A 24,098-nucleotide genomic window follows, 5' to 3' on the forward strand; every position below is an offset into this window, starting at 1 on the left:
TGGACATTTACCCGATACCTGCGGTACTGTGTACAGAAGACCGGTGAATGTAAACCCCACACGGGAGGCTCTCATGGCTCGCACACGCACGGTCCGCCGGTGGCGCCGCAACATGGACGTCACCGAAGACAAGGCTTACGTCGACACATTGACCACGCTGTCCGAGGGATCGGTGCGACGGAACTTCAACCCGTACACCGACATCGACTGGAACAGCCCCGAATTCGCCGTCGTCGACGACGACGAGCGGTGGATTCTCACCAGCACCGACCCGCTCGGGCGCCACCCGTGGTACCAGGCCCAGCCCGTCGAACGGCAGATCGAGATCGGCCGGTGGCGGCAGGCCAACGTGGCGAAGGTCGGCCTGCAGTTCGAGATCATCCTGATCCGCGGGCTGACGAACTACGCGTTCTGGGTGCCCAACGGTTCACCCGAATACCGCTACTGCATGCACGAGACGGTCGAAGAGTGCAACCACACCATGATGTTCCAGGAGATGGTGAACCGCATCGGCGCCGACGTGCCCGGTATGCCGCGGTTGCTGCGCTGGCTGTCGCCGTTCATCCCACTGGTGGCCGGCCCGCTGCCGATCCCGTTCTTCTTCGGCGTGCTGGCCGGCGAGGAGCCGATCGACCACACGCAGAAGAACGTGCTCCGCGAGGGTAAGGCGCTGCACCCGATCATGGAGCGGGTCATGGCGATTCACGTCGCCGAGGAAGCCCGTCACATCTCCTTCGCACACGAATACCTGCGCAAGCGGCTGCCGCATCTTCCGCGCCGGCAGCGGTTCTTCCTGTCGCTCTACGTCCCGGTGGTGATGAGGGTGCTGTGCCAGGCGATCATCGTTCCGCCGAAGTCGTTCTGGCGTGAATTCGACATCCCGAAGTCGGTCAAGAAGGAGCTGTTCTTCCGCGCGCCGGAGTCCAGGCAGTTCCTGCGTGACATGTTCGGCGACGTCCGGATGCTGTGCCAAGACACCGGCCTGATGAACCCGCTGGCGAAGCTGATGTGGCGCATCTGCCGGATCGACGGGCGGCCCAGCCGCTACCGCAGCGAACCGCACCGCCAACACGTCGCCACCGCGGCCTAGGGGGACGCACGACCGTGCCCCATGTGATCACCCAGTCGTGCTGCAGTGACGGGTCGTGTGTCTTCGCCTGCCCGGTGAACTGCATCCACCCCACACCCGACGAGCCGGGCTTCGCGACCGCCGAGATGCTCTACATCGACCCGGCGGCCTGCGTCGACTGCGGAGCCTGCGTCAGCGCCTGTCCGGTCGGCGCGATCGCCCCTGAGGCCACGTTGACCGACTCGCAGCTGCCGTTCGTCGAACTCAACGCGGCGTTCTATCCACCGCGCCCGCCCGACGAGAAGGTGCCGCCCACCTCCAAGCTGGCGCCGGTGCCCGACGCCCCCGTCGTCCGCTCACGTCCCGACGGCCCGCTGAGGGTCGCCATCGTGGGATCCGGCCCGGCCGCCATGTACGCCGCCGACGAACTGCTCACCCAGCGCGGGGTGCGGGTCACGATGTTCGAGCGGCTGCCCACGCCCTACGGGCTGGTCCGCGCGGGCGTCGCCCCCGACCACCAGAGCACCAAGCGGGTGACGCGGTTGTTCGACCGGGTGGCGGCGCGGCGTGAGCTGAGGCTCTACCTCAACGTCGAGGTCGGCACCCACCTGACCCACGAAGACCTGCTGGCCCACCACCACGCCGTGCTGTACGCCGTCGGCGCCCCCAACGACCGCCGCCTCGACGTCGACGGGATGGGCCTGCCCGGCACGGCGACAGCCACCGAGGTCGTCGCCTGGTACAACGGCCACCCCGACTACGCGGCCCTGCCGGTCGCACTCGACCACCGCCGAGCGGTCGTGATCGGAAACGGCAACGTGGCACTCGACGTCGCCCGCATCCTCACCACCGACCCGGACCGGCTGGCCGCCACCGACATCGCCGACCACGCGCTGGCCGCGCTGCGCGCCTCGCGCATCGACGAGGTGGTGGTCGCGGCCCGGCGCGGGCCCGCGCAGTCGGCGTTCACGCTGCCCGAGCTGATCGGTCTCACCGCCGCCTGCGACGTCGTGCTCGACGCGGCCGACCACGAACTGGTCCGGCGCGACCTCTGCGACGAAACCGATCCGCTCACCCGCAACAAGCTCGAGATCCTCGCGAAGCTGCCCGACGCCTCGGCGCCGGCCACCCGCCCGCGGATACGGCTGGCCTACCGGCTGACACCGCGACGCGTCACCGGTGCGACCCGCGCCGACGGTGTCGAGTTCACCGTCACCGGTACCGACGAGGTGCGTCGCCTCGACGCCGGGCTCGTGCTGTCCTCCATCGGCTACCGCGGCAGGCCGGTCGCAGGGCTGCCGTTCGACGAGGCCGACGGCGTCGTCCCCAACGAGAGTGGCCGTGTCGTCGACCCGGCGTCCGGCCGATCCGCCCCGGGAAGTTACGTCGCGGGCTGGATCAAGCGCGGACCGACCGGCTTCATCGGTACCAACAAGTCCTGCGCCGCGCAGACGGTGCACACCCTCGTGGCCGATTACAACGCCGGCGCACTCGCGGTGCCGTCGGCCGGCTACGGCGATCTGGACCGGTTCGTGCGAGAGCGTCGGCCCGACGTGGTCGACAGCCAGGGCTGGCGCGCCGTCGACGCGGCGGAGATCGCCCGCGGGGGTGACCGACGCCCGCGGGTGAAGTTCACGTCGGTCGCCGACATGCTGCAGGCGGCGGCGGCCGCGCCGGAGCCGCCGCTCGCGCGGCGTCTGCTCGCCGGTCTGCTGCGGTAGGCCACGTTTCGGTCGGCGGCCGGCGGTCACTCTCGCTCGCGTCAGCGAAATGAGTGGGAGCGATCCCATCCGAATCCGATCGATGTGCAGAAGGCACTGTCCGGGGCGTCGTACCCGTGCTCGAAGGAAGACCTGATCGAGCACGCCAAGAGCAACGGCGCGGACCAGGACATCCTCGACGGGCTGCAGAACTGCCCGACGGTGAGATCAGCGGCCCGGATCAGGTGCAGTAGGCGGTCTTCTGACCTGCTGGCCGCTCAATGCGGCCGGGCCCCCGGCGCGCTGTCCGCCGTCGCACGGCACGCAGCGGCGATCGCTGCGACGTCCCAGTAGAACGGCCGCACCTCGGCGATTCGCCTGCCGACGAAACGAATGGTCTGCAGGATCGGGAACTCGAGTCGTCGGCCGGTGGCTCGGGCGCATGCGTGGACATCGGTGTGGACCACCGCGGTTTCGGCCGTCGACAAGAACCGTTGCCCGGCCATGTCGAAGGCCGACCACGTCCTACTCATGGCGAGGAAGAACCGCTCCAGACCGCCATGGCCCCGCCACGTTCCGCCGTACGGCAGCGAGTCGGCCTGGTGCAGTATGACGTCGTCGGCGAAAAACGGTACGAGGGTGCTGAAGTCAGCGACCCCCGGTCCGCCTGAGGCGAGGTAGCGTGCCTCCGCCTCGTACATGTCTCGAAGTAGGCGAGCGCGGGTCTGGTCGGCGATGTCCATACCTTGTAGACGCCGGACGCACACCGAACGTGAGATCCCGCCGGAAGCCGTTACTGCTGCGTCATCGCGGCCTGCATCTCCTCCGGGCTGACCTCGCGGACCGGCTGTCCCATCGACCACAGGTGGCCGAACGGATCCCGCAGCACGCCGTAGCGGTCGCCCCAGAACTGCTCTTCGACGGGCATCACCACGGTGGCGCCGGCATCGACCGCCTGCTGGAATTTCGCGTCGACATCGGTGACCTGAAGGTGGATGGTGACCGGTGAGCCGCCCAGCGCCGTCGGTGTCGACGGCTTACCGTCGTTGTACTCGGGGAAGTCGTCGTTGAGCATCACCAACGAGCCGTTGATCTGGACTGCGCCGTGCATCAGCTTGCCGTCGGGACCGGGCATCCGCCCCAACTCGGTAGCGCCGAAAGCCTTGACGTAGAAGTCGATCGCGGCTGCTCCGTCGTCGACGCAGAGGTGCGGGGCGACAAGCGGTTGCACTTCTGGAAGGTCTTGGGTGGCCATGGGAATCTCCTCGGGTAGGTGGACAGTCACCATGCTGACTCTCCCCACCGACAAATTTCATCGGTCACACGATGGAGAACGCGGGAGGCAGCCCGGCCCGCCCGGTCAGGGCCAGGAGGACCTCCACTCCGCGACCGGAGACGACCGCGACGTCGCCGGCCAACCGCACCGCGTCGGCCAGCACGTCGGACGGCGGCGCGTAGTCGATCTGCGCGGCCCGCGCGATGTCCAGACCGTGCACGGCCAGCTCGAAGGTCCGCGTCGGCAGGTAGTTGCTCAGCCGGATGCCGAGGCCGCCGATCACCTCGATCAGCGGATCGTCCGCGGCGTCCACATCGGCCAGCGCCTTCGCGGCCAGGCCGGCGACCGTGGCCGCCGGATCCTCCCCGAGGTCGCGGCCGGCCTGTCTGCCGCGTTCGGCGACGGCGGCCGGGTCGATACCGAGCGCGGCGGGGGTCACCTTCACGTAGTACTCGGCCGCGCTGGTGACGTCCTCGCGGGCGGCGGTGGTCTGCAGGTAGGTGCTGACGGTGATCAGCGAGCGGGAGGTGTGGCCGACCAGCGCCCGCAGATCCCACTCGCCCAACCCGGGACCGTCCCACCCGGTGGCCGGCAGCCGGCCCACCAGATCGGCGAAACTGTGTGCGGCAGAGGCGAACACGACCGCCGGATCGGTGGTCATGAGGTGGTGATGCGGTCCCAGCCCTCGACGGACTCCGGGCTCCGCGGGTCGGGTCCGACATAGATCGCCGACGGGCGCACCAGCTTGCCCAGCCGTTTCTGTTCGAGGATGTGGGCGCACCATCCGGCGGTGCGCCCACAGGTGAACATCGCCGGCATCATCGAGGCGGGCACCTGGGCGAAGTCGAGGATCACCGCGGCCCAGAACTCGACGTTCGTCTCGATCGCCCGGTCGGGACGGCGCTCACGCAGCTCGGCCAGTGCGGCCTGCTCGAGGGCGGCGGCGACCTCGTAACGCGGCGCCTCCAGGCGCTCGGCGGTCGCGCGCAGCACACGGGCCCGCGGATCCTCCGCCCGGTACACCCGGTGTCCGAACCCCATCAGCTTGTCCTTGCGGTCGAGGATGCCCTTGACCACGGCGCGGGCGTCACCGGTGCGCTCGACCTCGTCGAGCATCGGCAGTACCCGCGCGGGTGCGCCGCCGTGCAGGGGGCCGCTCATCGCGCCGACGGCGCCGGAGAGTGCAGCTGCGACGTCGGCGCCGGTGGAGGCGATCACCCGGGCGGTGAACGTCGAGGCGTTCATCCCGTGTTCGGCGGCGGTCACCCAGTAGGCGTCGATGGCCTCGACGTGCCTCGGATCGGGGTCACCCTGCCACCGCGTCATGAAACGCGCTGTCACGGTTGTGCATTCGTCGATCGACCGCTGCGGGACGGCCGGCCGGTGGATCCCGCGCGCGGACTGCGCGACGTAGGACAGGGCCATCACCGAGGCGCGCGCGAGTTGGGCGCGGGCGGTGTCGTCGTCGATGTCGAGGATCGGTTTGTAGCCCCAGATCGGCGCGAGCATCGCGAGGCCGGCCTGTACGTCGACGCGGACGTCGCCGCTGTGGATCGGCAGCGGGAACGGTTCGGCCGGCGGCAGCCCGTCGCCGAAGCGCCCGTCGACCAGCAGTGCCCACACGTCGCCGAACGTCACCCGCCGCGCGACCAGATCTTCGATGTCCACGCCGCGGTACCGCAGCGCCCCGCCGTCCTTGTCCGGTTCGGCGATCTGGGTGGTGAAGGCCACCACACCCTCGAGTCCCTCGACGAAATTCTCCGGCACCGACGGCGACGTCTGAGTCATGGCCAGATTCTCGCACCCACAGCAAGTGCCGGACGGACCGGTCGGCGTAGCGTTGGCGCGGTGAAAAAGGCCGACAACGAGCACTTGGCGAGGATGCGCGTGGAGTACGGATCGGTGGAGAAGGACGGCAGCGCCGACCTCGATGTCGACTGGCTGGCCGACGGCTGGGTTGCCCTGCTGCGCAGGTGGTTAGCCGATGCCGAGGCCGCCGGGATCGCCGAGCCGAATGCGATCGTGCTCGGGACGGTGGACGCCGGGGGACGGCCGGTCACCCGCACGGTGCTGTGTAAGAGCGTCGACGACACCGGCATCACGTTCTTCACCAACTACGGTTCGGCCAAGGGCGAGGATCTGGCGAGCACGCCGTACGCCTCGGCGACCTTCCCGTGGTTCGCGCTGGGCCGTCAGGTCCACGTGCGCGGACCGGTGACGAAGGTGTCGGCCGAGGAGACCGCCGACTATTGGTCGAAGCGGCCCCGCGGATCGCAGCTCGGCGCGTGGGCATCGCAGCAGTCCAGGCCGATCGCCTCGCGGGCGGAGCTGCTCGACCAGCTCGCCGAGGTGACCGAGCGGTTCGCTGACCACGACACGGTGCCGGTGCCGCCGGACTGGGGCGGCTACCGCATCACGGCCGAGGTCGTGGAGTTCTGGCAGGGCCGGGAGAGCCGCGTCCACAACAGGATCCGCGTCCACGACGGCCGCATCGAGCGGCTGCAGCCGTAGGGATTCCCGCCGGGTAGCGGATCAGGCCGCGATGGTGACCGGCCGCGACAGATGGTGAACATCGGCGAATTTCACCGGATGTCAAGATCAACTGCTTTTTGTCCCAGCTCGGACTAGCATCCGAGGAGTGGCTGATCTCGACGGCGCCCCGGTTCTCGGGCTGCGCGAGCGCAAGAAACAGCGCACCCGAACCACCCTGATCAACGCCGCCGTCGAACTGTGCGACCGGCAGGGTTTCGAGAACACCACCGTCGACCAGATCGCCGCGGTCGCCGACGTCTCGCCGCGGACCTTCAGCCGGTACTTCGCGACCAAGGAAGCGGTGGTGCTGGCCGTCATCGACGACATCATCGAGATCGTCGCCGTCGAACTCCGCAGGCAACCGCCGGACATCAGCCACCTCGAGGCGATCTTCCGCAGCCACATCCACGCGTTCAACGCCACCAAGCGGGCCCCGCCGACGGGGCTGACCGAGGAGCGGCTGCTCGCGTCGGCGCGCATCGTGACGTCGTCGGAAACCCTCATACACGCGGCCACCCGGTTCCGGCTGGACGCGGTGAACGCCGCGCTCGTCGAGCGTATGGGTACCGCACCCGACGACCGGCGGCTGCAACTGGTGGCCGCGGTGTGGGGCGCGATCATGATGGCCGCACTCGCCGACCTCGGACCCGGCGCCGACTGGGGCACGATGACCGCCGACGGCATCGTGTCCCGGATCGAGCTGGCGTATGCCCAGTTCCTCGACGTGACCGCCGACTTCAAGCAGCTGGTCTGAGCAACTGCCCGCCCCCCGCAAGCACGTCCGTCACGATGGGGCTACCTTTTGTAGACGAGGGTCTGCACCTGCGGAGCGACGATGAAGGGATTCCCGTGGCCGATAATCCGTCCAGTGCAACTGAGCACGCCAAGCTGAGCTACCCCGGCGGCGAGCTCGAGCTGGATATCGTCCCGGCCACCGACGGTGCCGACGGCATCGCGCTGGGGTCGCTGCTGGCGAAGACCGGCTACACCACTTTCGACGGCGGATTCGTCAACACCGCATCGACGAAGAGTGCGATCACCTACATCGACGGCGACGCCGGCATCCTGCGCTACCGGGGTTATCCCATCGAGCAGCTGGCCGAGAAGTCGACGTTCATCGAGGTGAGCTACCTGCTCATCTACGGTGAGCTGCCGACCGCCGACCAGCTCGAGGACTTCACCACCAAGATCCAGCGGCACACCCTGCTGCACGAGGATCTCAAGCGGTTCTTCGACGGGTTCCCGCGCAACGCCCACCCGATGCCGGTGCTCTCGAGTGCGGTCAACGCGCTCAGCGCCTACTACCAGGACTCGCTCGACCCGATGGACAAGAACCAGGTCGAACTGTCCACGATCCGGCTGCTGGCCAAGCTGCCGACCATCGCGGCCTACGCGTACAAGAAGTCCGAGGGGCAGCCGTTCCTGTACCCGGACAACTCGCTGACGCTGGTCGAGAACTTCCTGCGGATGACGTTCGGCTTCCCGGCCGAGCCCTACGAGGTCGACCCGGAGATCGTGCGGGCACTCGACATGCTGCTGATCCTGCACGCCGACCACGAGCAGAACTGCTCGACGTCGACGGTCCGGCTGGTGGGTTCCTCGCAGGCCAACCTGTTCACCTCGATCTCGGGCGGCATCAATGCGCTGTGGGGCCCGCTGCACGGCGGCGCCAACCAGGCGGTGCTGGAGATGCTGACCAAGATCCAGAAGTCCGATGGTGACGTCCGCGAGTTCGTGCGCAAGGTCAAGGACCGCGAGGACGGCGTGAAGCTGATGGGCTTCGGCCACCGCGTCTACAAGAACTACGATCCGCGCGCCCGCATCGTCAAGGAGCAGGCCGACAAGATCCTCGGCAAGATGGGCGTCGAGGACGAACTGCTCGACATCGCGAAGTCGCTCGAAGAGGTGGCGCTGACCGACGACTTCTTCGTCGAGCGCAAGCTGTACCCGAACGTCGACTTCTACACCGGCGTGATCTACCGGGCGATGGGCTTCCCGACGCGGATGTTCACCGTGCTGTTCGCGCTGGGCCGGCTGCCCGGCTGGATCGCGCACTGGCGGGAGATGCACTCCGAGCCCGGCAAGATCGGCCGCCCCCGGCAGATCTACACCGGCTACACCGAGCGCGACTACATCGACACCGACAAGCGCTGACCTCGCCACTTCCGTCGAATTCGGCGCGGGTTTGCCTTGCGAACAGTTGTAGTTTCACAATGGTTGGGTGATTGAAACCGTCGGCATGAGCGCACGGCGCAAGGCCATCATCCTGGTCTCGTGCTGTCTGAGCCTGCTGATCGTTTCCATGGACGCCACGATCGTCAACGTCGCGATCCCGGCGATCCGCTCGGATCTGCACGCCTCCCCGTCGCAGCTGCAGTGGGTGGTCGACGTCTACACCCTGGTGCTGGCCTCGCTGTTGATCCTGGCGGGGGCGACCGGGGACCGGTTCGGCCGGCGCCGGGTGTTCCAGATCGGGCTGACGGTCTTCGCCTTCGGATCGCTGCTGTGCAGCCTCGCCCCCAACATCGAGACGCTGATCGTGGCGCGCCTGCTGCAGGCCATCGGCGGTTCGATGATGAATCCCGTTGCGCTGTCAATCGTCTCGCAGATCTTCACCGGCCGGGTGGAACGGGCCCGGGCGCTGGGCATCTGGGGTTCGGTGGTGGGCATCGCCATGTCGCTGGGCCCGATCGTCGGGGGTCTGCTCATCGAGACGGTCAGCTGGCGGGCGGTCTTCTGGATCAACCTGCCGATCTGCGCGGCCGCGATCATCCTGACCGCGGTGTTCGTGCCCGAGACCAAGTCGACGACCATGCGCAACATCGATCCGATCGGGCAGGCCCTGGCCGTGGTGTTCCTGTTCGGGATCGTGTTCGCCCTGATCGAGGGGCCCGGTCTGGGCTGGACCGATCCGCTCACGCTCACCGCCGCCGCGGTTGCGCTGGTGGCGTTCGCGGGGTTCCTCCGCTACGAATCACGCCGCCACGACCCCTTCATCGATCTGCGCTTCTTCCGCAGTATCCCGTTCAGCGCGGCGACGGTGACCGCGGTGTCGGCGTTCGCCGGCTGGGGTGCGTTCCTGTTCATGATGTCGCTGTACCTGCAGGGTGAGCGCGGCTACTCCGCCATGGAGACCGGTCTCATCTACCTGCCCATCGCGATCGGGGCACTGCTGTTCTCCCCGCTGTCGGGCCGGCTGGTGGGGCGTTTCGGCGCCCGGCCGTCGCTGCTGATCGCCGGGGTGTTCATCACGGCGGCGTCGGCGATGCTGAGCTTCCTCACCGCGACCACCCCGGTCTGGGAACTGCTCGTCGTGTTCGCCGTCTTCGGTATCGGCTTCTCGATGGTCAACGCGCCGATCACCAATGCCGCGGTCAGCGGGATGCCGCTGGAGCGCGCGGGCGCGGCGTCGGCGGTGACGTCCACCAGCAGGCAGATCGGCGTGAGTATCGGTGTGGCGCTGTGCGGTTCGGTCGCGGGCGGTGCGCTGGCCGGCACGTCGACGGACTTCGCCGCCGCGGCGCGGCCGCTGTGGTTCGTCCTCGTCGGTTTCGGGCTGATCATCACCGCGCTGGCGGTGTACTCCACATCGGGCCGCGCCATGCACTCCGCCGACCGGCTGGCGCCGCTGATCTCGGGAGATGTGGTGGGGCAGGGGGCGACCCGTGCCGCGTAACCCGCTCGCCGACGAGGTATGGGGTGCGCTGACGGCCCTGGTCTTCGACAACCGCGACAGCTGGCGGCGCGCGGTGGTCGAGGAGACGGGGTTGCCGTTCAGCCGCGTCCGGGTGTTGCGGCGGCTGGGCCGTCAGCCGATGACGGTGAAGCAGGTGGCTCAGGCGGCGACGCTGGACGCGCCTGCGGCGACGGTCGCCGTCAACGATCTGGAGGACCGGGGCCTGGTGGTGCGGGAGGTCGATCCGGCGAACCGCCGCTGCAAGACGGTGTCGCTGACCGATGACGGCCGTGCGGTGCTGGCGACGATCGAGGCGATCGACGATCCCGCGCCCGAAGGGCTGGCCGCCCTGGACGACGGCGAACTCGAAGCGTTGCGGGCGACGCTGCGCAAGCTCACCGGCCGCTGAGGCCTCAGACCCGGGTCAGCGTCACGTTGTACAACCGCACCCCGGCGTCGGTCGGTGCGATGTCGACGAAGGTCGGGACGTCGCGGATCGCGTCACCCTTGGCGATGACGTTGTTCCACACCTCGATCGCGCAGGGAAAACCGCTGCAGCGCAACCATAATCCGGGTGCGCTCTGATACGGCGGCATACTCGGCGCCTGGTCCACCCGGTAGCGACCCGGCGGGATGAACGCGGTGGCCCAGCCCTGTGCGGCCTGCTCGTCGACGCCGAACAACCCGTTGCTGCCGTAACTCGGCGAGGCGGTGGCGGGTGCGGCGAACACGAGGCCGGCCGCGGTGACCCCGGCGAGCATCCAGGTGGCGTTCACGCAGGCCAGCGTACGCTCAGCTGTCCAGTACAGCCATGGCCGCGTTGTGCCCGCCGATCCCGGACACCCCGCCGCCGCGACGGGAACCCGACCCGCACAGCAGGATTCGAGGGTGCCGGGTGGCCACGCCCCAACGCTGCGCGGCGGTGTCCAGCGGATCGTCGGCCTCGGCGAACGGCCACTGCAGCCCACCGTGGAAGATGTTGCCGCCGGTCATGTTCAGGCTGTGTTCCAGATCGGTGGTGGTCTTCGTCTCGATGCAGAGCCGGCCCGCGGCATCCTCCATCACCACATCGTGAATCGGTTCGGCCAGAACGGAATTCAGTGACGTGAGCACCGCGGAGGTCAGCGTGTTACGCATCCGGTCGTCGTCGCCGTGCGCCAGCAGCGAATGCGGGGTGTGCAGTCCGAACACGGTCAGCGTCTGCGCACCCGCGGCGCGCAGCTCGTCGGACAGGATCGTCGGATCGTTGAGCGAGTGGCAGTAGATCTCGCACGGCAGCGGCTGGGGGACGTCACCGGCCGCCGCCCGGTCGTGGGCGGCGTCGAGTTGGCTCAGTGTCTCGTTGATGTGGAACGTCCCGCCGAACGCCTGCTCGGCCGTCACCGTCGGGTCCCGCAGCTTCGGCAACCGGCGCAGCATCAGGTTGACCTTCACCTGCGAACCGGGTGCCGACGGCGGCGCCGGCTCGTCCAGCAGCGCGGCCAGCACGGTCGGGGTGACGTTGGCCAGCACGAACCGGGCGCCCACCCGGTGCTCCCGCCCGCCCGCCGAGTAGGTGACCTCACCGTCGGGCGTGATGGCGGTGACCTCGGCGCCGGTGGTGATCTCGGCACCGAAACCGGCCGCCGCCGCGGCCAGCGCGCCACTCACCGCGCCCATGCCGCCGACCGGCACGTCCCAGTCACCGGTGCCGCCGCCGAGCAGGTGGTACAGGAAGCAGATGTTCTGCACCAACGACGGGTCGTCGGTGCGCGCGAAGGTGCCGATCAGCGCATCGGTGGCCATCACCCCGCGCACCAGATCGCTGTGCGCCGCCGCGGTGATCGCCGCGCCGATGGGCGTCTCGGTGACCGCCCGCCACGCCCGGTCGTCGGCGCCGGACAGTACGTGCCGTCGGATCTGCTCGCGGGTCATCAGCGGTGCGGTCAGGGTCGGCCACAGGCGTTCGGTGACGGTGCGGAAGCGGTGGTAGAAGTCGCTGAAACCGGCCTCGTCGGCGGCGGCGCCGACCGCGTCGAAGGTGCTCGTGGGCCCGATGAGCAGGCCGGTGTGCCCGCCGGTGGCCGGGTCGGGCGTGTAGGAGGAGTAGCGGCGTTTGACCAGGCGGATCCGCGCGCCGAGGTCGTCGACGATGCGTCTGGGCAGCAGGCTCACCAGGTACGAGTAGCGCGACAGGCGGGCGTCCACACCGTCGAACGCATGCGCCGACACCGCGGCCCCGCCGACGTGGTCGAGCCGCTCGAGCATCTGGACCCGGCGGCCGGCGCGCGCGAGGTAGGCGGCGGCGACCAACCCGTTGTGGCCGCCCCCGACGATCAGCGCGTCGTAGGCGGAGCTCAGTTCAGGTAGCCCTCGACCTCGTCGGCCGGGCGTACCTCCGCCTCACGCGGATCCCTACCGCTGTCCCGCAGCGCGCGCCGTTGCCGCAACAGATCCCAGCACTGGTCGAGTTGGACCTCCACCGCGCGCAGCCGCTGATGCTCTTCACTCTCGTCGATCTCGCGGTGCTGCAGTGCCTCGCGGAGCTGCTGCTCCTCGGCGACGAGCTTGTTCACCTGAGCCAGGATGTCTTGGTCTGATGCCACGGCTCCAGTCTGCCCGACTACCGTGGGGACGTGACTGTGAACCCAGGACAGAAACCCGAGATCGACTTCCCGGACGGCCCGGCCCCGACTGAGCTGGTCATCGAGGATCTGGTCGTCGGTGAGGGCCCCGAGGCGGTGCCCGGCGCCAACGTCGAAGTGCACTACGTCGGCGTGGAGTACGACACCGGCGAGGAGTTCGACAGCTCGTGGAACCGCGGCCAGTCGATCGAGTTCCCGCTGCAGGGTCTGATCCAGGGCTGGCAGGACGGCATCCCGGGGATGCGGGTCGGCGGCCGGCGCAAGCTGACGATTCCGCCCGCACAGGCCTACGGGCCCGCCGGCGGGGGTCACCGGCTGTCGGGCAAGACGCTGATCTTCGTCATCGACCTGCTGGCCACCCGATAAGGTCCGCCGAACGTGAGCCCGTGAGCGAGAAAGCGCCCGCGACTCACGCACAAGCTCACGTTCGCGCAGGGTCAGCCGCGGGGCCCGGGTAGCCGCAGCAGCAGCCGCGCCCCGCCGAGCGGGCTGGACTCCAGTGTCGCCGTCCCGCCGTGCAATTCGGCCTGCTGAGCGACCAGCGCCAGCCCCAGCCCGGAGCCGGAGTGCGACGCGGTCGACCCGCGGGAGAACCGCTCGAACACCCGCGTGCGTTCCTCCTCGGGCACGCCGACGCCGTCGTCGTCGATCGCGATCTCCACACCCGCGCGGGAACTGACCGCCGACAGCTGCACCCGCGTGGCGCCGCCGTGTTTGACGGCGTTGGCGATCGCGTTGTCGACGGCGAGCCGCAACCCGGCGGGCAGTCCGACGATGATCACCGTCGGCGCAGGCACCAGCGTCACCTCCAGGTCCGGATACACGCGCATCGCGTCGTGGGCGGCGCGGTCGAGCAGTTCGGTGATGTCGACGGGCACATGGTCAGCGGCGGTCGACAGTTCGCCCTGGGCCAGGCGTTCCAGCGCGGACAGCGTCGCCTCGATACGCGACTGGGTCCGGATGACGTCGTTGATCACCTCTTTGCGCTGTTCGTCGGCGAGGTCGAGGGTGGCCAGCACCTCCAGGTTGGTCCGCATCGCGGTCAGCGGCGTGCGCAGTTCGTGCGCGGAGACCGACGCGAAGTCGCGCGCCGACGCCAGCGCGGCCTTCGTGCGGTCCTGTTCGGACCAGATGCGTTCGAGCATGCCCTTGACGGCTTCGGCGATCTCCACGGCCTCGGAGGCGCCGCGCACTTCGACGTCGGGGGCTTCGTCACCGGCGTCGATCTGGCGGGTCTGTTCGGCGAGGCGTTTGAGCGGGCGCACCGCGAACGCCGCCAGCAGCCAGCCCAGCAGGGTGGCCGCCCCGACCGCCAATGCGCAGATGATGATCACCCGTCGGTGCAGGTTGTTGGTGTCGGCGACGGTGGCGTCGTAGGTGGCGCCGACTTCCACCGACATCGGTTCGGGGTAGCGGATGTCGACGGTGCGCACCCGGTAGCGCACACCGTCGACGTAGGTGTCGGCGTACCCAGGCTGCGACTCCGGCAGCACCACGTCGGAGTTCGAGGTGACCTCACCGCTGGGTAGGCGCACGGTGATGACGACGTCCTGGTTGTTCGGCGACTTCGGGATGGTGTCCAGGCCGCGCGGCAGGAACGGGATCGCGAAACCGGCCGCCTCGTCGAGGCGCCGGTCGAGGCGCTCCTTGCGGTCGTTGGTGATGCCGACCCACACCACGGTGCCGACGATGACCACGACGATCGCCGCGCCGATTGCTGTCGCGAAGGCCACCCTGGTCCGCAGGGACGGGGTGCGGCGGAAGATCCGCGACAGCGCGCTCATGGCTATTGGGTCCGGAGGACGAATCCCACACCGCGCACGGTGTGCAGCAGGCGGGGCGCGCCGCCCGCCTCGAGCTTGCGGCGCAGGTATCCGATGAACACGTCGACGACGTTGGTGTCGGCGGCGAAGTCGTAACCCCAGACCAGTTCGAGCAACTGGGCGCGGGAGAGCACCGCGGTCTTGTGCTCGGCCAGCACCGCCAGCAGGTCGAATTCACGTTTGGTCAGGTCGACGTCGGCGCCGTTGACACGGGCCCGCCGGCCGGGGATGTCGACCTCGAGCGGGCCGACCTGGATGGTCTCCGACGAGAAGGTCGCCGACGAACCGCGCCGACGCAAGAGTGCCTTGACCCGGGCCACGAGCTCGGCCAGCACGAAGGGTTTGACGAGGTAGTCGTCGGCGCCCGCCTCCAGACCGGCCACCCGGTCGTCGACACTGCTGCGCGCGCTCAGCACGCAGACCGGCACGTCGTTGTCCATCGCGCGCAACGCCGTGACCACGCTGACGCCGTCGAGCACCGGCATGTTGATGTCGAGGACGATCGCATCGGGGCGCGTCTCGGTGGCGCTGCGCAGCGCCTCGGCGCCGTCCACCGCGGTGGACACGTCGAACCCGGACAGCCGCAACCCGCGCTCCAGAGACGCCAGCACGTCGGGGTCGTCGTCGACGACCAGTACCCGGGGCGATCCCACACCACTGTCCATAGGAGCAATCTTGCCTGATACCGAGGTCAGGCTGGGGGAGGCTGCCCGCTGGATCGCCGTCCCTCCTCACGCATCTGTGCGATCTCCCCGCGCAGATCCGCGATCTCGGCGAGCAGCCTGCCGATGTGTTCGGTCGTCACCATGTTCGCGGCGGCGTCCTCGTCGGACACCCGCTGCACGATCCACGACGCCAGCGTCGCGGTGATCGACCCGACGAGGCTGATCCCGCCGATCATCAGCAGCACCGCGATCACCCGTCCCGTCGCGGTGACCGGGGTCAGATCGCCGTAGCCGACGGTGGTGATCGTGGTGATCGACCACCACAGGGCCTGCCCGAAGTGGGTGATGTGGGCCTCGGGTTGCCCGCGTTCGCTCTCCAGCACCGCCAGCGACGCGACGAACACCAGCAGCACCGCGCCGGCGACGGTGTACATGACCACCCGGCCGCGGATCGCGTTGCCGACCGCGCGCTGCATCACGGTGATCAGCGTGACCAGCCGCAACAGCTGCAGCGGACGTAGCAGCGGCAGGACCACGATGGCCAGGTCGAACAGGTGCCGGTAGAACCATCGCCACCGGTTGCGGGCCAGGCCGAGCCGCACCAGGTAGTCGGCGATGAACAGCGACCACGACACCGCCGTCACCGCGCGGGTGATGTCAGCGCCCGTGCCGTGCGGCCGAATCAGCACGTCAACGGCGTAGGCGGCCAGGAAGAGCAGGGCGACGCCTGCCAGCGGCCACTCCGTCCGCCGCTCCCACTTCTCCATCGTGTTCTGCGGAGTCGTCACGGTTCGGCTGCTTACCCCCACCCGGGGGCTCCGAACCGCCGCCGCCACCCGGGAACATTTGACCTCACCTTTTGTTGAGGTTCTACGGTGAATTCATGAGTATCGAAACGGTCGCCCGGCAGACCCTGTACCGCCAGGCGCACGCCCGCAGCGGAGATCTGCACTCGCTGGCCGACCGTGCCCTGCTGCGCCGCATCTGGCGGTTCGCCGGCCGGCACCACCGCAGGCTCGCCGCGTTCGTGGCGGTCAGCGTGGTGAGCGCGACGCTGGCGGTGGCCACGCCCGTGCTGGCCGGCCGGGTGGTCGACGAGATCACGCGCGGCGGCGCGGCGTCGGTCGTGATCGGGCTCGCCGCCGTCATCGCGACCGTCGCACTCGCCGAGGCCGGGGTGTCGCTGCTGACGCGCTGGCTGTCGTCGAACATCGGCGAGGGCCTCATCTTCGACCTGCGCACCGCCGTCTTCGAGCACGTCCAGAAGATGCCCGTGGCGTTCTTCATGCGCACCCGCACCGGTGCGCTGGTCAGCCGCCTCGGCAACGATGTGCTCGGCGCACAGCGCGCGTTCTCCGACACGCTGTCCGGGGTGGTCTCCAACCTGGTCACGCTGACGCTGACGCTCGGCGTGATGCTCGCGATCTCCTGGCAGATCACCGTCGTCGCACTCGTGCTGGTCCCGGTTTTCGTGCTGCCCGCCCGCCGAATCGGCGCCAGGATGGCGCACCTGTCGCGGGAGAGCGCCATTCACAACGCGACGATGAACACGCAGATGACCGAACGGTTCTCCGCGCCCGGCGCCACCCTGGTCAAGCTGTTCGGCCGCCCCGATAGCGAATCCCACGAGTTCGCGGTCCGCGCCGGGCGCGTCCGCGACATCGGGGTGCGGTCGGCGATGCTGCAGTCGACGTTCATGAACTCGCTGACGCTGATGTCGGCGCTCGCCCTGGCGCTGGTGTACGGGCTCGGCGGGGTGATCGCCCTCGGTGGTCATCTGCAGGCCGGGGCGATCGTGTCGCTGGCGCTGTTGTTGACCCGTCTCTACGCACCGCTGACCGCGTTGGCCAATGCCCGGGTCGAGATCGCCAGTGCGCTGGTGTCTTTCGAGCGTGTCTTCGAGGTGCTGGATCTGGAGCCGATCATCCGGGAGGAGCCCGACGCCGTCGCGGTACCCGACGGCCCGGTGCGCGTCGAATTTGATCACGTGCGGTTCTCCTACCCGACGGCGGACAAGGTCTCGCTGGCCTCGCTCGAGGAGGTCGCGGTGCTCGACGACCGCGACGACGGTGAGGTGCTGCACGACATCTCGTTCACCGCGGAGCCGGGGCAGATGGTCGCGCTGGTCGGGTCTTCGGGCGCCGGCAAGTCGACGATCGCCGCGCTGCTGGCCCGTCTCTACGACGTCGACTCCGGTGCGGTGCGGCTGGCCGGGATGGACGTGCGCGACGTGACGTTCGAATCGCTGCGCGACACCGTCGGCATGGTCACCCAGGACGGACACCTGTTCCACGAGTCGATCCGGGCCAACCTGCTGCTGGCCGCCCCCGAGGCGACGGACGACCGGCTCTGGGAGGTGCTGCGCCGCGCCCGGTTGGCCGATGTCGTCGCCGCAATGCCCGACGGGCTCGACACGGTTGTCGGTGAACGTGGCTACCGTCTGTCCGGCGGGCAACGGCAACGGCTGACCATCGCCCGCCTGCTGTTGGGGAGGTCACGGGTGGTGGTGCTCGACGAGGCGACGGCGTCGCTGGACTCGGCGTCGGAGGCCGCGGTGCAACAGGCCCTCGGTGAGGCGCTGGCCGGGCGGACGTCGCTGGTCATCGCCCACCGGCTGTCGACCGTGCGGGCCGCCGACCTGATCCTGGTGGTCGAGGACGGCCGGATCGTCGAGCGCGGGACGCATCGCCAGCTCATCGGCCGCGGCGGCCGCTACGCCGAGTTGTACGAGACCCAGTTCGCGGAGCCGGAGGCGGTTGCGTGACGTTTTCCGCCGCGACGTTATTGGCTTGCCGCCGATGGGAAGATTGACTAAGTGGCCAATCCCGACTCTCGCGCCCTCGTCTCGGCGCCCGCGATCGCTGCTCGGCGGGCGCGGCCGAGGGCCAGTTCAGACCTGTGGCGGCTCCTGCCGTACCTGATGCCCTACCGGGTGCGCTGGATCGTGATGTTCGTCGTCGCGATCGCCAGCCTTGGCGCGACGATCTCGATCCCGCTGATGACCAAGGCGGTCATCGACGGGCCGGTGCGCCACCAGGACCAGCAGGGGCTGTGGGTGCTCGGCGCCGCCGCGATGGGCGTCGGCATCACCGAGGCCGTGCTGTGGTTCATCCGGCGGTGGTTGGTGTCGCGCGCCACCATGGGCGTCGAGGCCGACATCCGCAAGGACCTCTACGCCCGGCTACAGATCCTGCCGATGAGTTTCCACGGCCGCTGGCAGTCCGGACAGCTGCTGTCACGCGTGATGAACGATCTGTCCACGATCAGGCGGTTCATGTCGTTCGGGTTGGTGTTCCTGATCCTCAACGGTCTGCAGATCGTCGTCGTGACCGCGATCCTGCTGTCGATGTACTGGCCGCTGGGTGTGGTCGTGCTGGTGTCGATCGTGCCGATCACGCTGACGGTCCTGCACTTCCAGCGGGAGTACACGCGGCTGTCGCGGTTGGCGCAGGACCAGTCCGGCCACGTCGCCACCCACGTGGAGGAGTCGGCGCTGGGGCTGCGGGTGGTGAAGTCCTTCGGACGCGAGGACTACGTCTACGACCGGTTCGACCAGCAGCTGACCGATCTCTACGACACCCAGGTCGCCCGGGTGTCGGTGTCGGCGAAGTTCTGGACCCTGCTCGAGATCATCCCGAACCTGACGTTGATCGTCGTGCTCGGTTTCGGCGCGTACGCCGCCGGCAACGGCTACGTCACGCTGGGCACTCTCGTCGCGTTCATCACGATGATGCTGTCGCTGGTGTGGCCGATCGCCTCGCTGGGGTTCCTGCTGTCGATGATGCAGGAGTCGTACACCGCGGCCAACCGCATCGCCGAGATCTTCGACGCGCCACGGGAGATCACCGACGGCCCCCGCAACGACACCCCGCGCGGCGGCCGCCTCGAACTCGTCGACGTGGGGTTCCGATTCCCGGACAGCAAGGACTGGGCACTCCGGAATGTGAACGTGACCGTCGAACCTGGCGAGACGGTGGCGCTGGTCGGGTCGACGGGGTCGGGTAAGTCGGTGCTGGCCGCGCTGCTGTCGCGGCTCTACGACGTGACCGAGGGGTCGATCCGCATCGACGGCGTCGACATCCGCGAGCTGTCGCTGCCGGCGCTGCGCCAGGCCGTCGCGACGGCGTTCGAGGATCCGACGCTGTTCTCGATGTCGGTCGCCGAGAACCTCCGGCTGGGCCGGCCGGACGCCACCGAAGCACAGATGGCCGAGGCCATCGAGGTGGCCGCCGCGCAGTTCGTCTACGATCTGCCGTTCGGGCTGGACACCCGCATCGGTGAACAGGGTATGAGCCTGTCCGGCGGTCAGCGGCAACGTCTTTCGCTGGCCCGCGCGATCCTCGCGGCCCCGAGGATCCTCGTCCTCGACGACACCCTCTCCGCGCTCGACGTCCACACCGAGGCCGTCGTCGAGGAGGCGCTGCGCCGGGTGCTGCACGCGGTCACCGGCATCGTCGTCGCGCACCGCGCGTCGACCGTCCTCCTGGCCGACAAGGTGGCCTTGCTCGAGAACGGAACCGTCACCCACGTCGGCACCCATGCCGAACTGCTCGCTGATGTGCCGCAGTACCGCTACCTGCTGGCCGCCGATGACGAACTCGACGACGGCGCCGAACGCGCCGCCGACTGGACGGACGACGATGCGCGCGAGCGCATCGAGCACGCGTACACCGAACACGAGGCGACCGAGGACGCCTGCGCCGATCCCCGGTTCGTGACATCGGAGGCCGAACGCCGATGAGCGTCACCGACTGGCGCGGACGCGTCAAGGAGAACCAGGACGGGGACGACGGGAACCTCCCGATCGACGAGAGCGTCCCCCGCCGCCGCGAGGCCCGGGCCCTGCTGGGCAACCTGCTCAAACCCTATCGGATGACGGTGTTCCTGCTCGCGCTCGTCGTGGTGGTGGAAAACCTTGCACGCCTCAGTATTCCGCTGCTGGTGCAACGCGGCATCGACCACGGCATCCCACCGCTGCTCGAGGGTGAGCCCGCTCGCGAACTGATGCTGATCGTCGGCGCGCTGTGCACGGTGGTGCTCGTACAGGCCGCCAGCCGGATGTTCTTCCTGCGCAGGTCGGGCCGGATCGGCCAGAAGGTGCTGTTGGAGTTGCGCCGCAGGGTGTTCCGTCATTTCCAGCGCCTCGACCTGGCCTTCCACGACCGGTACACCTCCGGGCGGGTGGTGAGTCGGTCGACCAACGACGTCGAAGCCATCCAGGACATGCTGGAGACCGGGTTCGACAGCCTGATCACCGCGGTGCTCACGCTTGTCGGCACGTCCATCCTGCTGGTGACCCTCGACGTGAAGCTGGGTCTGATGTGCCTGGCCGCGTTCCCGATCCTGGTGGCGCTGGTGTGGTGGTTCCGCAACGAGTCGGCCAAGACCTACCGCAAGGTGCGGGAGAGCGCCGCGCTGGTGATCGTTCAGTTCGTCGAGACGATGACGGGCATCAAGGCGGTGCAGGCCTACCGGCGCGAACCGCGCAACCAGGAGATCTTCGAGGACATCGCCGACGAGTACCGCGAGATCAACGAGCGGACCTTCCGGCTCCTGGCGATCTTCATGCCCGGGGTGAAACTGGTCGGCAACATCACCACCGGCGTGGTGCTGCTCTACGGCGGCTACCGGACGCTGAACGGTGAGATGACGATCGGCACGCTGACCGCGTTCCTGCTGTATCTGCGAATGTTCTTCGAACCGATGCAGGAGATCTCGCAGTTCTTCAACACGTTCCAATCGGCGTCCTCGGCGCTGGAGAAGCTGGCCGGGGTGCTCGCCGAGCGGCCGGGGATCAAGGATCCCACCGACCCGGTCCGCCTGGAGTCCGTGCGCGGCGAGATCTCCTTCGACGACGTGACGTTCGGCTATTCGCCGGACCGGCCGGTGCTGCCGGGGCTGACCGTGACGGTGCCTGCCGGTCAGACCGTCGCGCTGGTCGGCACCACGGGTGCGGGTAAGACGACGATCGCGAAGTTGATCGCGCGGTTCTACGATCCGACGTCCGGCGCGGTCACGCTCGACGGGACCGATCTGCGGCGTCTGTCGCAGAGCGAGTTGCGCAGGCACGTGGTGATGGTGACGCAGGAGAACTTCATGTTCGAGGGCACGGTCGCCGACAACATCCGGTTCGGCAAACCCGAGGCCACCGACGACGAGGTGCGTGCCGCGGCGCAGGCCGTCGGCGCGGACCGGTTCATCGACCTGTTGCCCGAGGGTTATGACACCGACGTCGCCAAGCGCGGTGGCCGGCTGTCGGCCGGGCAGCGGCAACTCGTCGCGTTCGCGCGGGCGTTCCTGGCGGACCCGGCGGTGCTGATCCTCGACGAGGCGACGTCGTCGCTGGACATCCCGAGCGAGCGGATGGTGCAGCGGGCGCTGGAGACGGTGTTGAGTGACCGCACCGCGCTGGTGATCGCGCACCGGCTCTCGACGGTCGCGATCGCCGACCGGGTGCTGGTGGTCGAAGGTGGCCGCATCGTCGAGGACGGCGCGCCGAGCGAGTTGATCGGCCGCGACGGCGGTCGCTATGCGGCCCTGCATCAGGCGTGGGAGCAGTCGTTGGCCTGAATTCGGGGTGGCCCAGCGGGGGTTTGCGTCGTGAGACTGAAGCTACGCAGGGGGTCTCTCGTACTTTCGCTGCGTGAGTTCAGTGTCGCGCAGGGTGTCGGTGCCCACTGCCAGCATCAGCGCATGGGAAGGATCTTCATCGGCACGGAGGCGTTGGCCGGCGGCGCCGTCACACGACATGAGCTGGCGCGCCGGCACACACGCATCTATCCGGATGTGTATTGCCCCAACCAGGCGGAGCTTTCGCTGAAGGACAGGATCTATGCGGCTTGGCTGTGGTCACGACGACGCGCGGTCATCGGGGGACTGTCGGCCGCGGCGATGCAGGGTGCTCCTTGGATCGATGACGACATCCCCATCGAATTGATCTGGAACAACACCCATGCCCCCGAAGGTCTGATCGTCCGCAACGACACCCTCGCCGCGGACGAGGTGGACCGTTTCGGTCGGCTGCCCGTGACCAACTGCGCGCGAACGGCTTTCGACCTCGGTCGACGACTGCCACGCGACGATGCTGTCGCACGACTGGACGCGCTCATGTGGGCGCAGCGCTTCCGTGTCGACGATGTCTGGTCGCTGGCGGAGCGTTATCCCCGCGCTCGAGGATTGAAGGGATTACGCATCGCGTTGCCGCTGATCGACGCGGGCGCAGCCTCACCGAAGGAGACGTGGCTGCGGCTGCTCCTCATCGACAACGGATACGACTCGCTGACCACGCAGATCCCGGTCTTCGACCACCGCGGCCTCATCGGGGTCTCGAATATGGGCTGGCCCGAGCTGAGGATCGCTGTCGAGTACGACGGGGATTATCACCGGACGAACCGGAGGCGTTATGTGATGGATCAGCGCAAGTTGCGACGTCTCGCGGCACTCGGCTGGATCGTCGTGCGGGTGATCGCCGAAGACGACGAGGCCGACATCCTTGCGCGCGTTGGGCATGCGCGAAGGGTTCGCGAGGCTGAAGTGTCGCAGGGGGCTTCTCGTACTTTGGCTGCGTGAGTTCAGTCTCGGGCGAGAATCAACCCCGACCTCACCAGTACGGCTCGCCGAGGTGGTGGCACTTGTTCCCACCGGCCCGTTTCGCCTCGTACATCGCTGCGTCGGCAGCCCGGACCATCCGGTCCAGCGTCGACTCATGGTTTCCCCGCGACGCGTCGAGCGCGATGCACGCCGTCCCCACACTCGCCGTGACGGGCTCCGGCAGCGCGGCGATCTCCCCACAGATCTGCTCGGCCAGCGGAGCGGGATCGTCGGTCTCCAGTACGGCGGCAACCACGAACTCCTCGCCACCGCTGCGGCCGATCACCGCCGGGAACCCGACGACCGCGCGGGACAGCGCCTGCCCGACCGAGATCAGCGCCTCATCGCCGACCTGATGGCCGTAGGTGTCGTTGATCCGCTTGAAGTCGTCGAGGTCCACCACCACCATGACCAGGTGGGTCCCACCGTGCGACGGCCCGCCGGTGAGCAGTTTCGCGCTGTGCGCATAGAAGGCGCGACGGTTGAGGAGCCCGGTGAGCGGATCCCGGTCGGCGCGCGCCAGATCCACGCCGAGCGCCCGGACCAGGACGTGGATCGCGACCGGCATCGCGATGTTGATCTGCACCACGATGAACAGGTCGACGACGGCCATCGCGGGATGCCCGGACAGCGCGATCCGCAGCGCGGCGATGACCGCGACAGCGGTCGTCACCGCGAAGTTGTAGACCACCAGCGCCGTGGAGTGGAAGAACGCGATGTAGGCGGCGATGGTCGCGAAGGAGATGCACCCGGTGAGCGCACCGGTGGGGTTGGGATAGGCCAGACACGACAGCGCGATCGCGGCGTTGGACACGACGGCGAAGGCCACCGACTCGGTGTGGGTCGGCCAGTGCCGCGCCCACAACGCCACCCCGAAGACCCCCCCGGCGACCGCGGTCCATGTCATCGCGACCGGGACGGTGTCCTGCGGCCCGTCGAATCGCAGCAGGACGAGCAGGCAGACCGACAGCGAAGCCGCGATGCCTGCCATCATCACCCGCACCGCCGCCGTCATCCCGCGGGCGACCAGGTAGTCGCTCATCCACTCGTAATGGTGGGCGTGCGACCACCACCCACGCGACAACGCCGCCGCCATCTTCCCCGCCCCCGGCTCACAACTGATCGAAAGTACTTCCCTTGGCA

At 68.7% G+C, this 24,098-nt stretch carries 24 protein-coding genes; 13 read left to right on the forward strand and 11 right to left on the reverse strand.

Annotated elements, in window-relative coordinates; all coding sequences use genetic code 11:
• Window positions 1-73: 73 nt before the first annotated feature.
• The 3 genes from G6N49_RS28355 to G6N49_RS29780 all read left to right on the forward strand — a co-directional run bounded on the left by G6N49_RS28355 (window position 74) and on the right by G6N49_RS29780 (window position 3,123).
• On the forward strand, window positions 74-1,090 hold the full coding sequence (locus G6N49_RS28355; RefSeq protein WP_011561840.1) for an AurF N-oxygenase family protein: 1,017 nt from the start codon (window positions 74-76) through the stop codon (window positions 1,088-1,090).
• A 14-nt stretch (window positions 1,091-1,104) separates the two neighbouring features.
• The gene (locus tag G6N49_RS28360) at window positions 1,105-2,790 is read left to right on the forward strand and encodes an FAD-dependent oxidoreductase (RefSeq protein ID WP_064874352.1); all 1,686 of its coding nucleotides are present in this window, start codon (window positions 1,105-1,107) and stop codon (window positions 2,788-2,790) included.
• 78 nt (window positions 2,791-2,868) lie between these two features.
• Entirely contained in the window at window positions 2,869-3,123 is a 255-nt protein-coding gene (locus G6N49_RS29780; protein WP_082947940.1) for a DUF2795 domain-containing protein, read from the forward strand.
• Here the strand turns inward: G6N49_RS29780 and G6N49_RS28370 are convergent.
• From G6N49_RS28370 to G6N49_RS28385, 4 genes are all read right to left on the reverse strand, one after another.
• Window positions 3,048-3,512, reverse strand: a complete 465-nt coding sequence (locus G6N49_RS28370; RefSeq protein ID WP_041925162.1) for a nuclear transport factor 2 family protein — start codon at window positions 3,510-3,512, stop codon at window positions 3,048-3,050. The genes G6N49_RS29780 and G6N49_RS28370 overlap by 76 nt on opposite strands.
• Window positions 3,513-3,562: 50 nt before the next feature.
• Window positions 3,563-4,024: a VOC family protein gene (locus G6N49_RS28375; protein ID WP_041925398.1), complete on the reverse strand. Its 462-nt coding sequence runs from the start codon at window positions 4,022-4,024 to the stop codon at window positions 3,563-3,565.
• A 64-nt stretch (window positions 4,025-4,088) separates the two neighbouring features.
• Window positions 4,089-4,706, reverse strand: coding sequence for a maleylpyruvate isomerase family mycothiol-dependent enzyme (locus G6N49_RS28380; protein ID WP_011857024.1), 618 nt, complete (start codon window positions 4,704-4,706; stop codon window positions 4,089-4,091).
• On the reverse strand, window positions 4,703-5,833 hold the full coding sequence (locus G6N49_RS28385) for a citrate synthase 2 (RefSeq protein ID WP_011857023.1): 1,131 nt from the start codon (window positions 5,831-5,833) through the stop codon (window positions 4,703-4,705). Before G6N49_RS28385 ends, G6N49_RS28380 begins: the two co-directional genes overlap by 4 nt.
• A gap of 60 nt (window positions 5,834-5,893) precedes the next feature.
• Between G6N49_RS28385 and pdxH the strand changes: the two genes are divergently transcribed.
• From pdxH to G6N49_RS28410, 5 genes are all read left to right on the forward strand, one after another.
• Window positions 5,894-6,556, forward strand: a complete 663-nt coding sequence (pdxH, locus tag G6N49_RS28390) for a pyridoxamine 5'-phosphate oxidase (RefSeq protein WP_011561835.1) — start codon at window positions 5,894-5,896, stop codon at window positions 6,554-6,556.
• Between the two features lie 127 nt (window positions 6,557-6,683).
• Entirely contained in the window at window positions 6,684-7,331 is a 648-nt protein-coding gene (locus tag G6N49_RS28395; RefSeq protein ID WP_083045024.1) for a TetR/AcrR family transcriptional regulator, read from the forward strand.
• A 95-nt stretch (window positions 7,332-7,426) separates the two neighbouring features.
• Complete coding sequence (locus tag G6N49_RS28400; protein ID WP_011561833.1) at window positions 7,427-8,731, forward strand: citrate synthase; 1,305 nt, start codon at window positions 7,427-7,429, stop codon at window positions 8,729-8,731.
• Between the two features lie 85 nt (window positions 8,732-8,816).
• Entirely contained in the window at window positions 8,817-10,253 is a 1,437-nt protein-coding gene (locus G6N49_RS28405) for an MFS transporter (protein ID WP_083045023.1), read from the forward strand.
• Window positions 10,243-10,662: a MarR family winged helix-turn-helix transcriptional regulator gene (locus G6N49_RS28410; protein ID WP_011561831.1), complete on the forward strand. Its 420-nt coding sequence runs from the start codon at window positions 10,243-10,245 to the stop codon at window positions 10,660-10,662. Before G6N49_RS28405 ends, G6N49_RS28410 begins: the two co-directional genes overlap by 11 nt.
• A gap of 4 nt (window positions 10,663-10,666) precedes the next feature.
• Here the strand turns inward: G6N49_RS28410 and G6N49_RS28415 are convergent, their stop codons facing one another.
• From G6N49_RS28415 to G6N49_RS28425, 3 genes are read right to left on the reverse strand one after another with little or no spacing between them, the layout of a single operon-like run.
• The gene (locus tag G6N49_RS28415) at window positions 10,667-11,014 is read right to left on the reverse strand and encodes a hypothetical protein (RefSeq protein WP_083045035.1); all 348 of its coding nucleotides are present in this window, start codon (window positions 11,012-11,014) and stop codon (window positions 10,667-10,669) included.
• Between the two features lie 31 nt (window positions 11,015-11,045).
• Window positions 11,046-12,545: a phytoene desaturase family protein gene (locus G6N49_RS28420; protein ID WP_242670878.1), complete on the reverse strand. Its 1,500-nt coding sequence runs from the start codon at window positions 12,543-12,545 to the stop codon at window positions 11,046-11,048.
• Between the two features lie 44 nt (window positions 12,546-12,589).
• The gene (locus G6N49_RS28425) at window positions 12,590-12,838 is read right to left on the reverse strand and encodes a DUF2630 family protein (protein ID WP_011561828.1); all 249 of its coding nucleotides are present in this window, start codon (window positions 12,836-12,838) and stop codon (window positions 12,590-12,592) included.
• A gap of 36 nt (window positions 12,839-12,874) precedes the next feature.
• On the opposite strand from G6N49_RS28425, the gene G6N49_RS28430 reads away from it, so the two are divergent.
• Complete coding sequence (locus tag G6N49_RS28430; RefSeq protein ID WP_011561827.1) at window positions 12,875-13,243, forward strand: FKBP-type peptidyl-prolyl cis-trans isomerase; 369 nt, start codon at window positions 12,875-12,877, stop codon at window positions 13,241-13,243.
• A gap of 71 nt (window positions 13,244-13,314) precedes the next feature.
• On the opposite strand, the gene G6N49_RS28435 is transcribed toward G6N49_RS28430, so the two are convergent.
• Genes G6N49_RS28435 through G6N49_RS28445 form a run of 3 tightly spaced genes read right to left on the reverse strand, consistent with a single transcriptional unit; the run spans window position 13,315 to window position 16,174 of the window.
• Window positions 13,315-14,661, reverse strand: a complete 1,347-nt coding sequence (locus G6N49_RS28435; protein ID WP_011561826.1) for a sensor histidine kinase — start codon at window positions 14,659-14,661, stop codon at window positions 13,315-13,317.
• A gap of 2 nt (window positions 14,662-14,663) precedes the next feature.
• Entirely contained in the window at window positions 14,664-15,374 is a 711-nt protein-coding gene (prrA, locus tag G6N49_RS28440; RefSeq protein WP_197913496.1) for a two-component system response regulator PrrA, read from the reverse strand.
• 17 nt (window positions 15,375-15,391) lie between these two features.
• On the reverse strand, window positions 15,392-16,174 hold the full coding sequence (locus G6N49_RS28445) for a potassium channel family protein (RefSeq protein ID WP_011857017.1): 783 nt from the start codon (window positions 16,172-16,174) through the stop codon (window positions 15,392-15,394).
• 74 nt (window positions 16,175-16,248) lie between these two features.
• Here G6N49_RS28445 and G6N49_RS28450 point away from each other — a divergent pair, with 74 nt between their 5' ends.
• The 4 genes from G6N49_RS28450 to G6N49_RS28465 all read left to right on the forward strand — a co-directional run bounded on the left by G6N49_RS28450 (window position 16,249) and on the right by G6N49_RS28465 (window position 22,934).
• Entirely contained in the window at window positions 16,249-18,129 is a 1,881-nt protein-coding gene (locus tag G6N49_RS28450; RefSeq protein WP_011857016.1) for an ABC transporter ATP-binding protein, read from the forward strand.
• A 51-nt stretch (window positions 18,130-18,180) separates the two neighbouring features.
• Window positions 18,181-20,106 carry an ABC transporter ATP-binding protein gene (locus G6N49_RS28455; RefSeq protein WP_083045021.1) on the forward strand — a complete coding sequence of 642 codons (1,926 nt, stop codon included), beginning with the start codon at window positions 18,181-18,183 and terminating at the stop codon, window positions 20,104-20,106.
• Window positions 20,103-21,935, forward strand: a complete 1,833-nt coding sequence (locus tag G6N49_RS28460) for an ABC transporter ATP-binding protein (RefSeq protein ID WP_083045020.1) — start codon at window positions 20,103-20,105, stop codon at window positions 21,933-21,935. Before G6N49_RS28455 ends, G6N49_RS28460 begins: the two co-directional genes overlap by 4 nt.
• A gap of 123 nt (window positions 21,936-22,058) precedes the next feature.
• Entirely contained in the window at window positions 22,059-22,934 is an 876-nt protein-coding gene (locus G6N49_RS28465; RefSeq protein WP_064874337.1) for a hypothetical protein, read from the forward strand.
• A 31-nt stretch (window positions 22,935-22,965) separates the two neighbouring features.
• Here the strand turns inward: G6N49_RS28465 and G6N49_RS28470 are convergent, their stop codons facing one another.
• Complete coding sequence (locus G6N49_RS28470; RefSeq protein ID WP_322790277.1) at window positions 22,966-23,997, reverse strand: GGDEF domain-containing protein; 1,032 nt, start codon at window positions 23,995-23,997, stop codon at window positions 22,966-22,968.
• Window positions 23,998-24,098 lie beyond the last annotated feature (101 nt).

Source organism: Mycolicibacterium monacense (assembly GCF_010731575.1).
GTDB lineage: Bacteria > Actinomycetota > Actinomycetes > Mycobacteriales > Mycobacteriaceae > Mycobacterium > Mycobacterium monacense.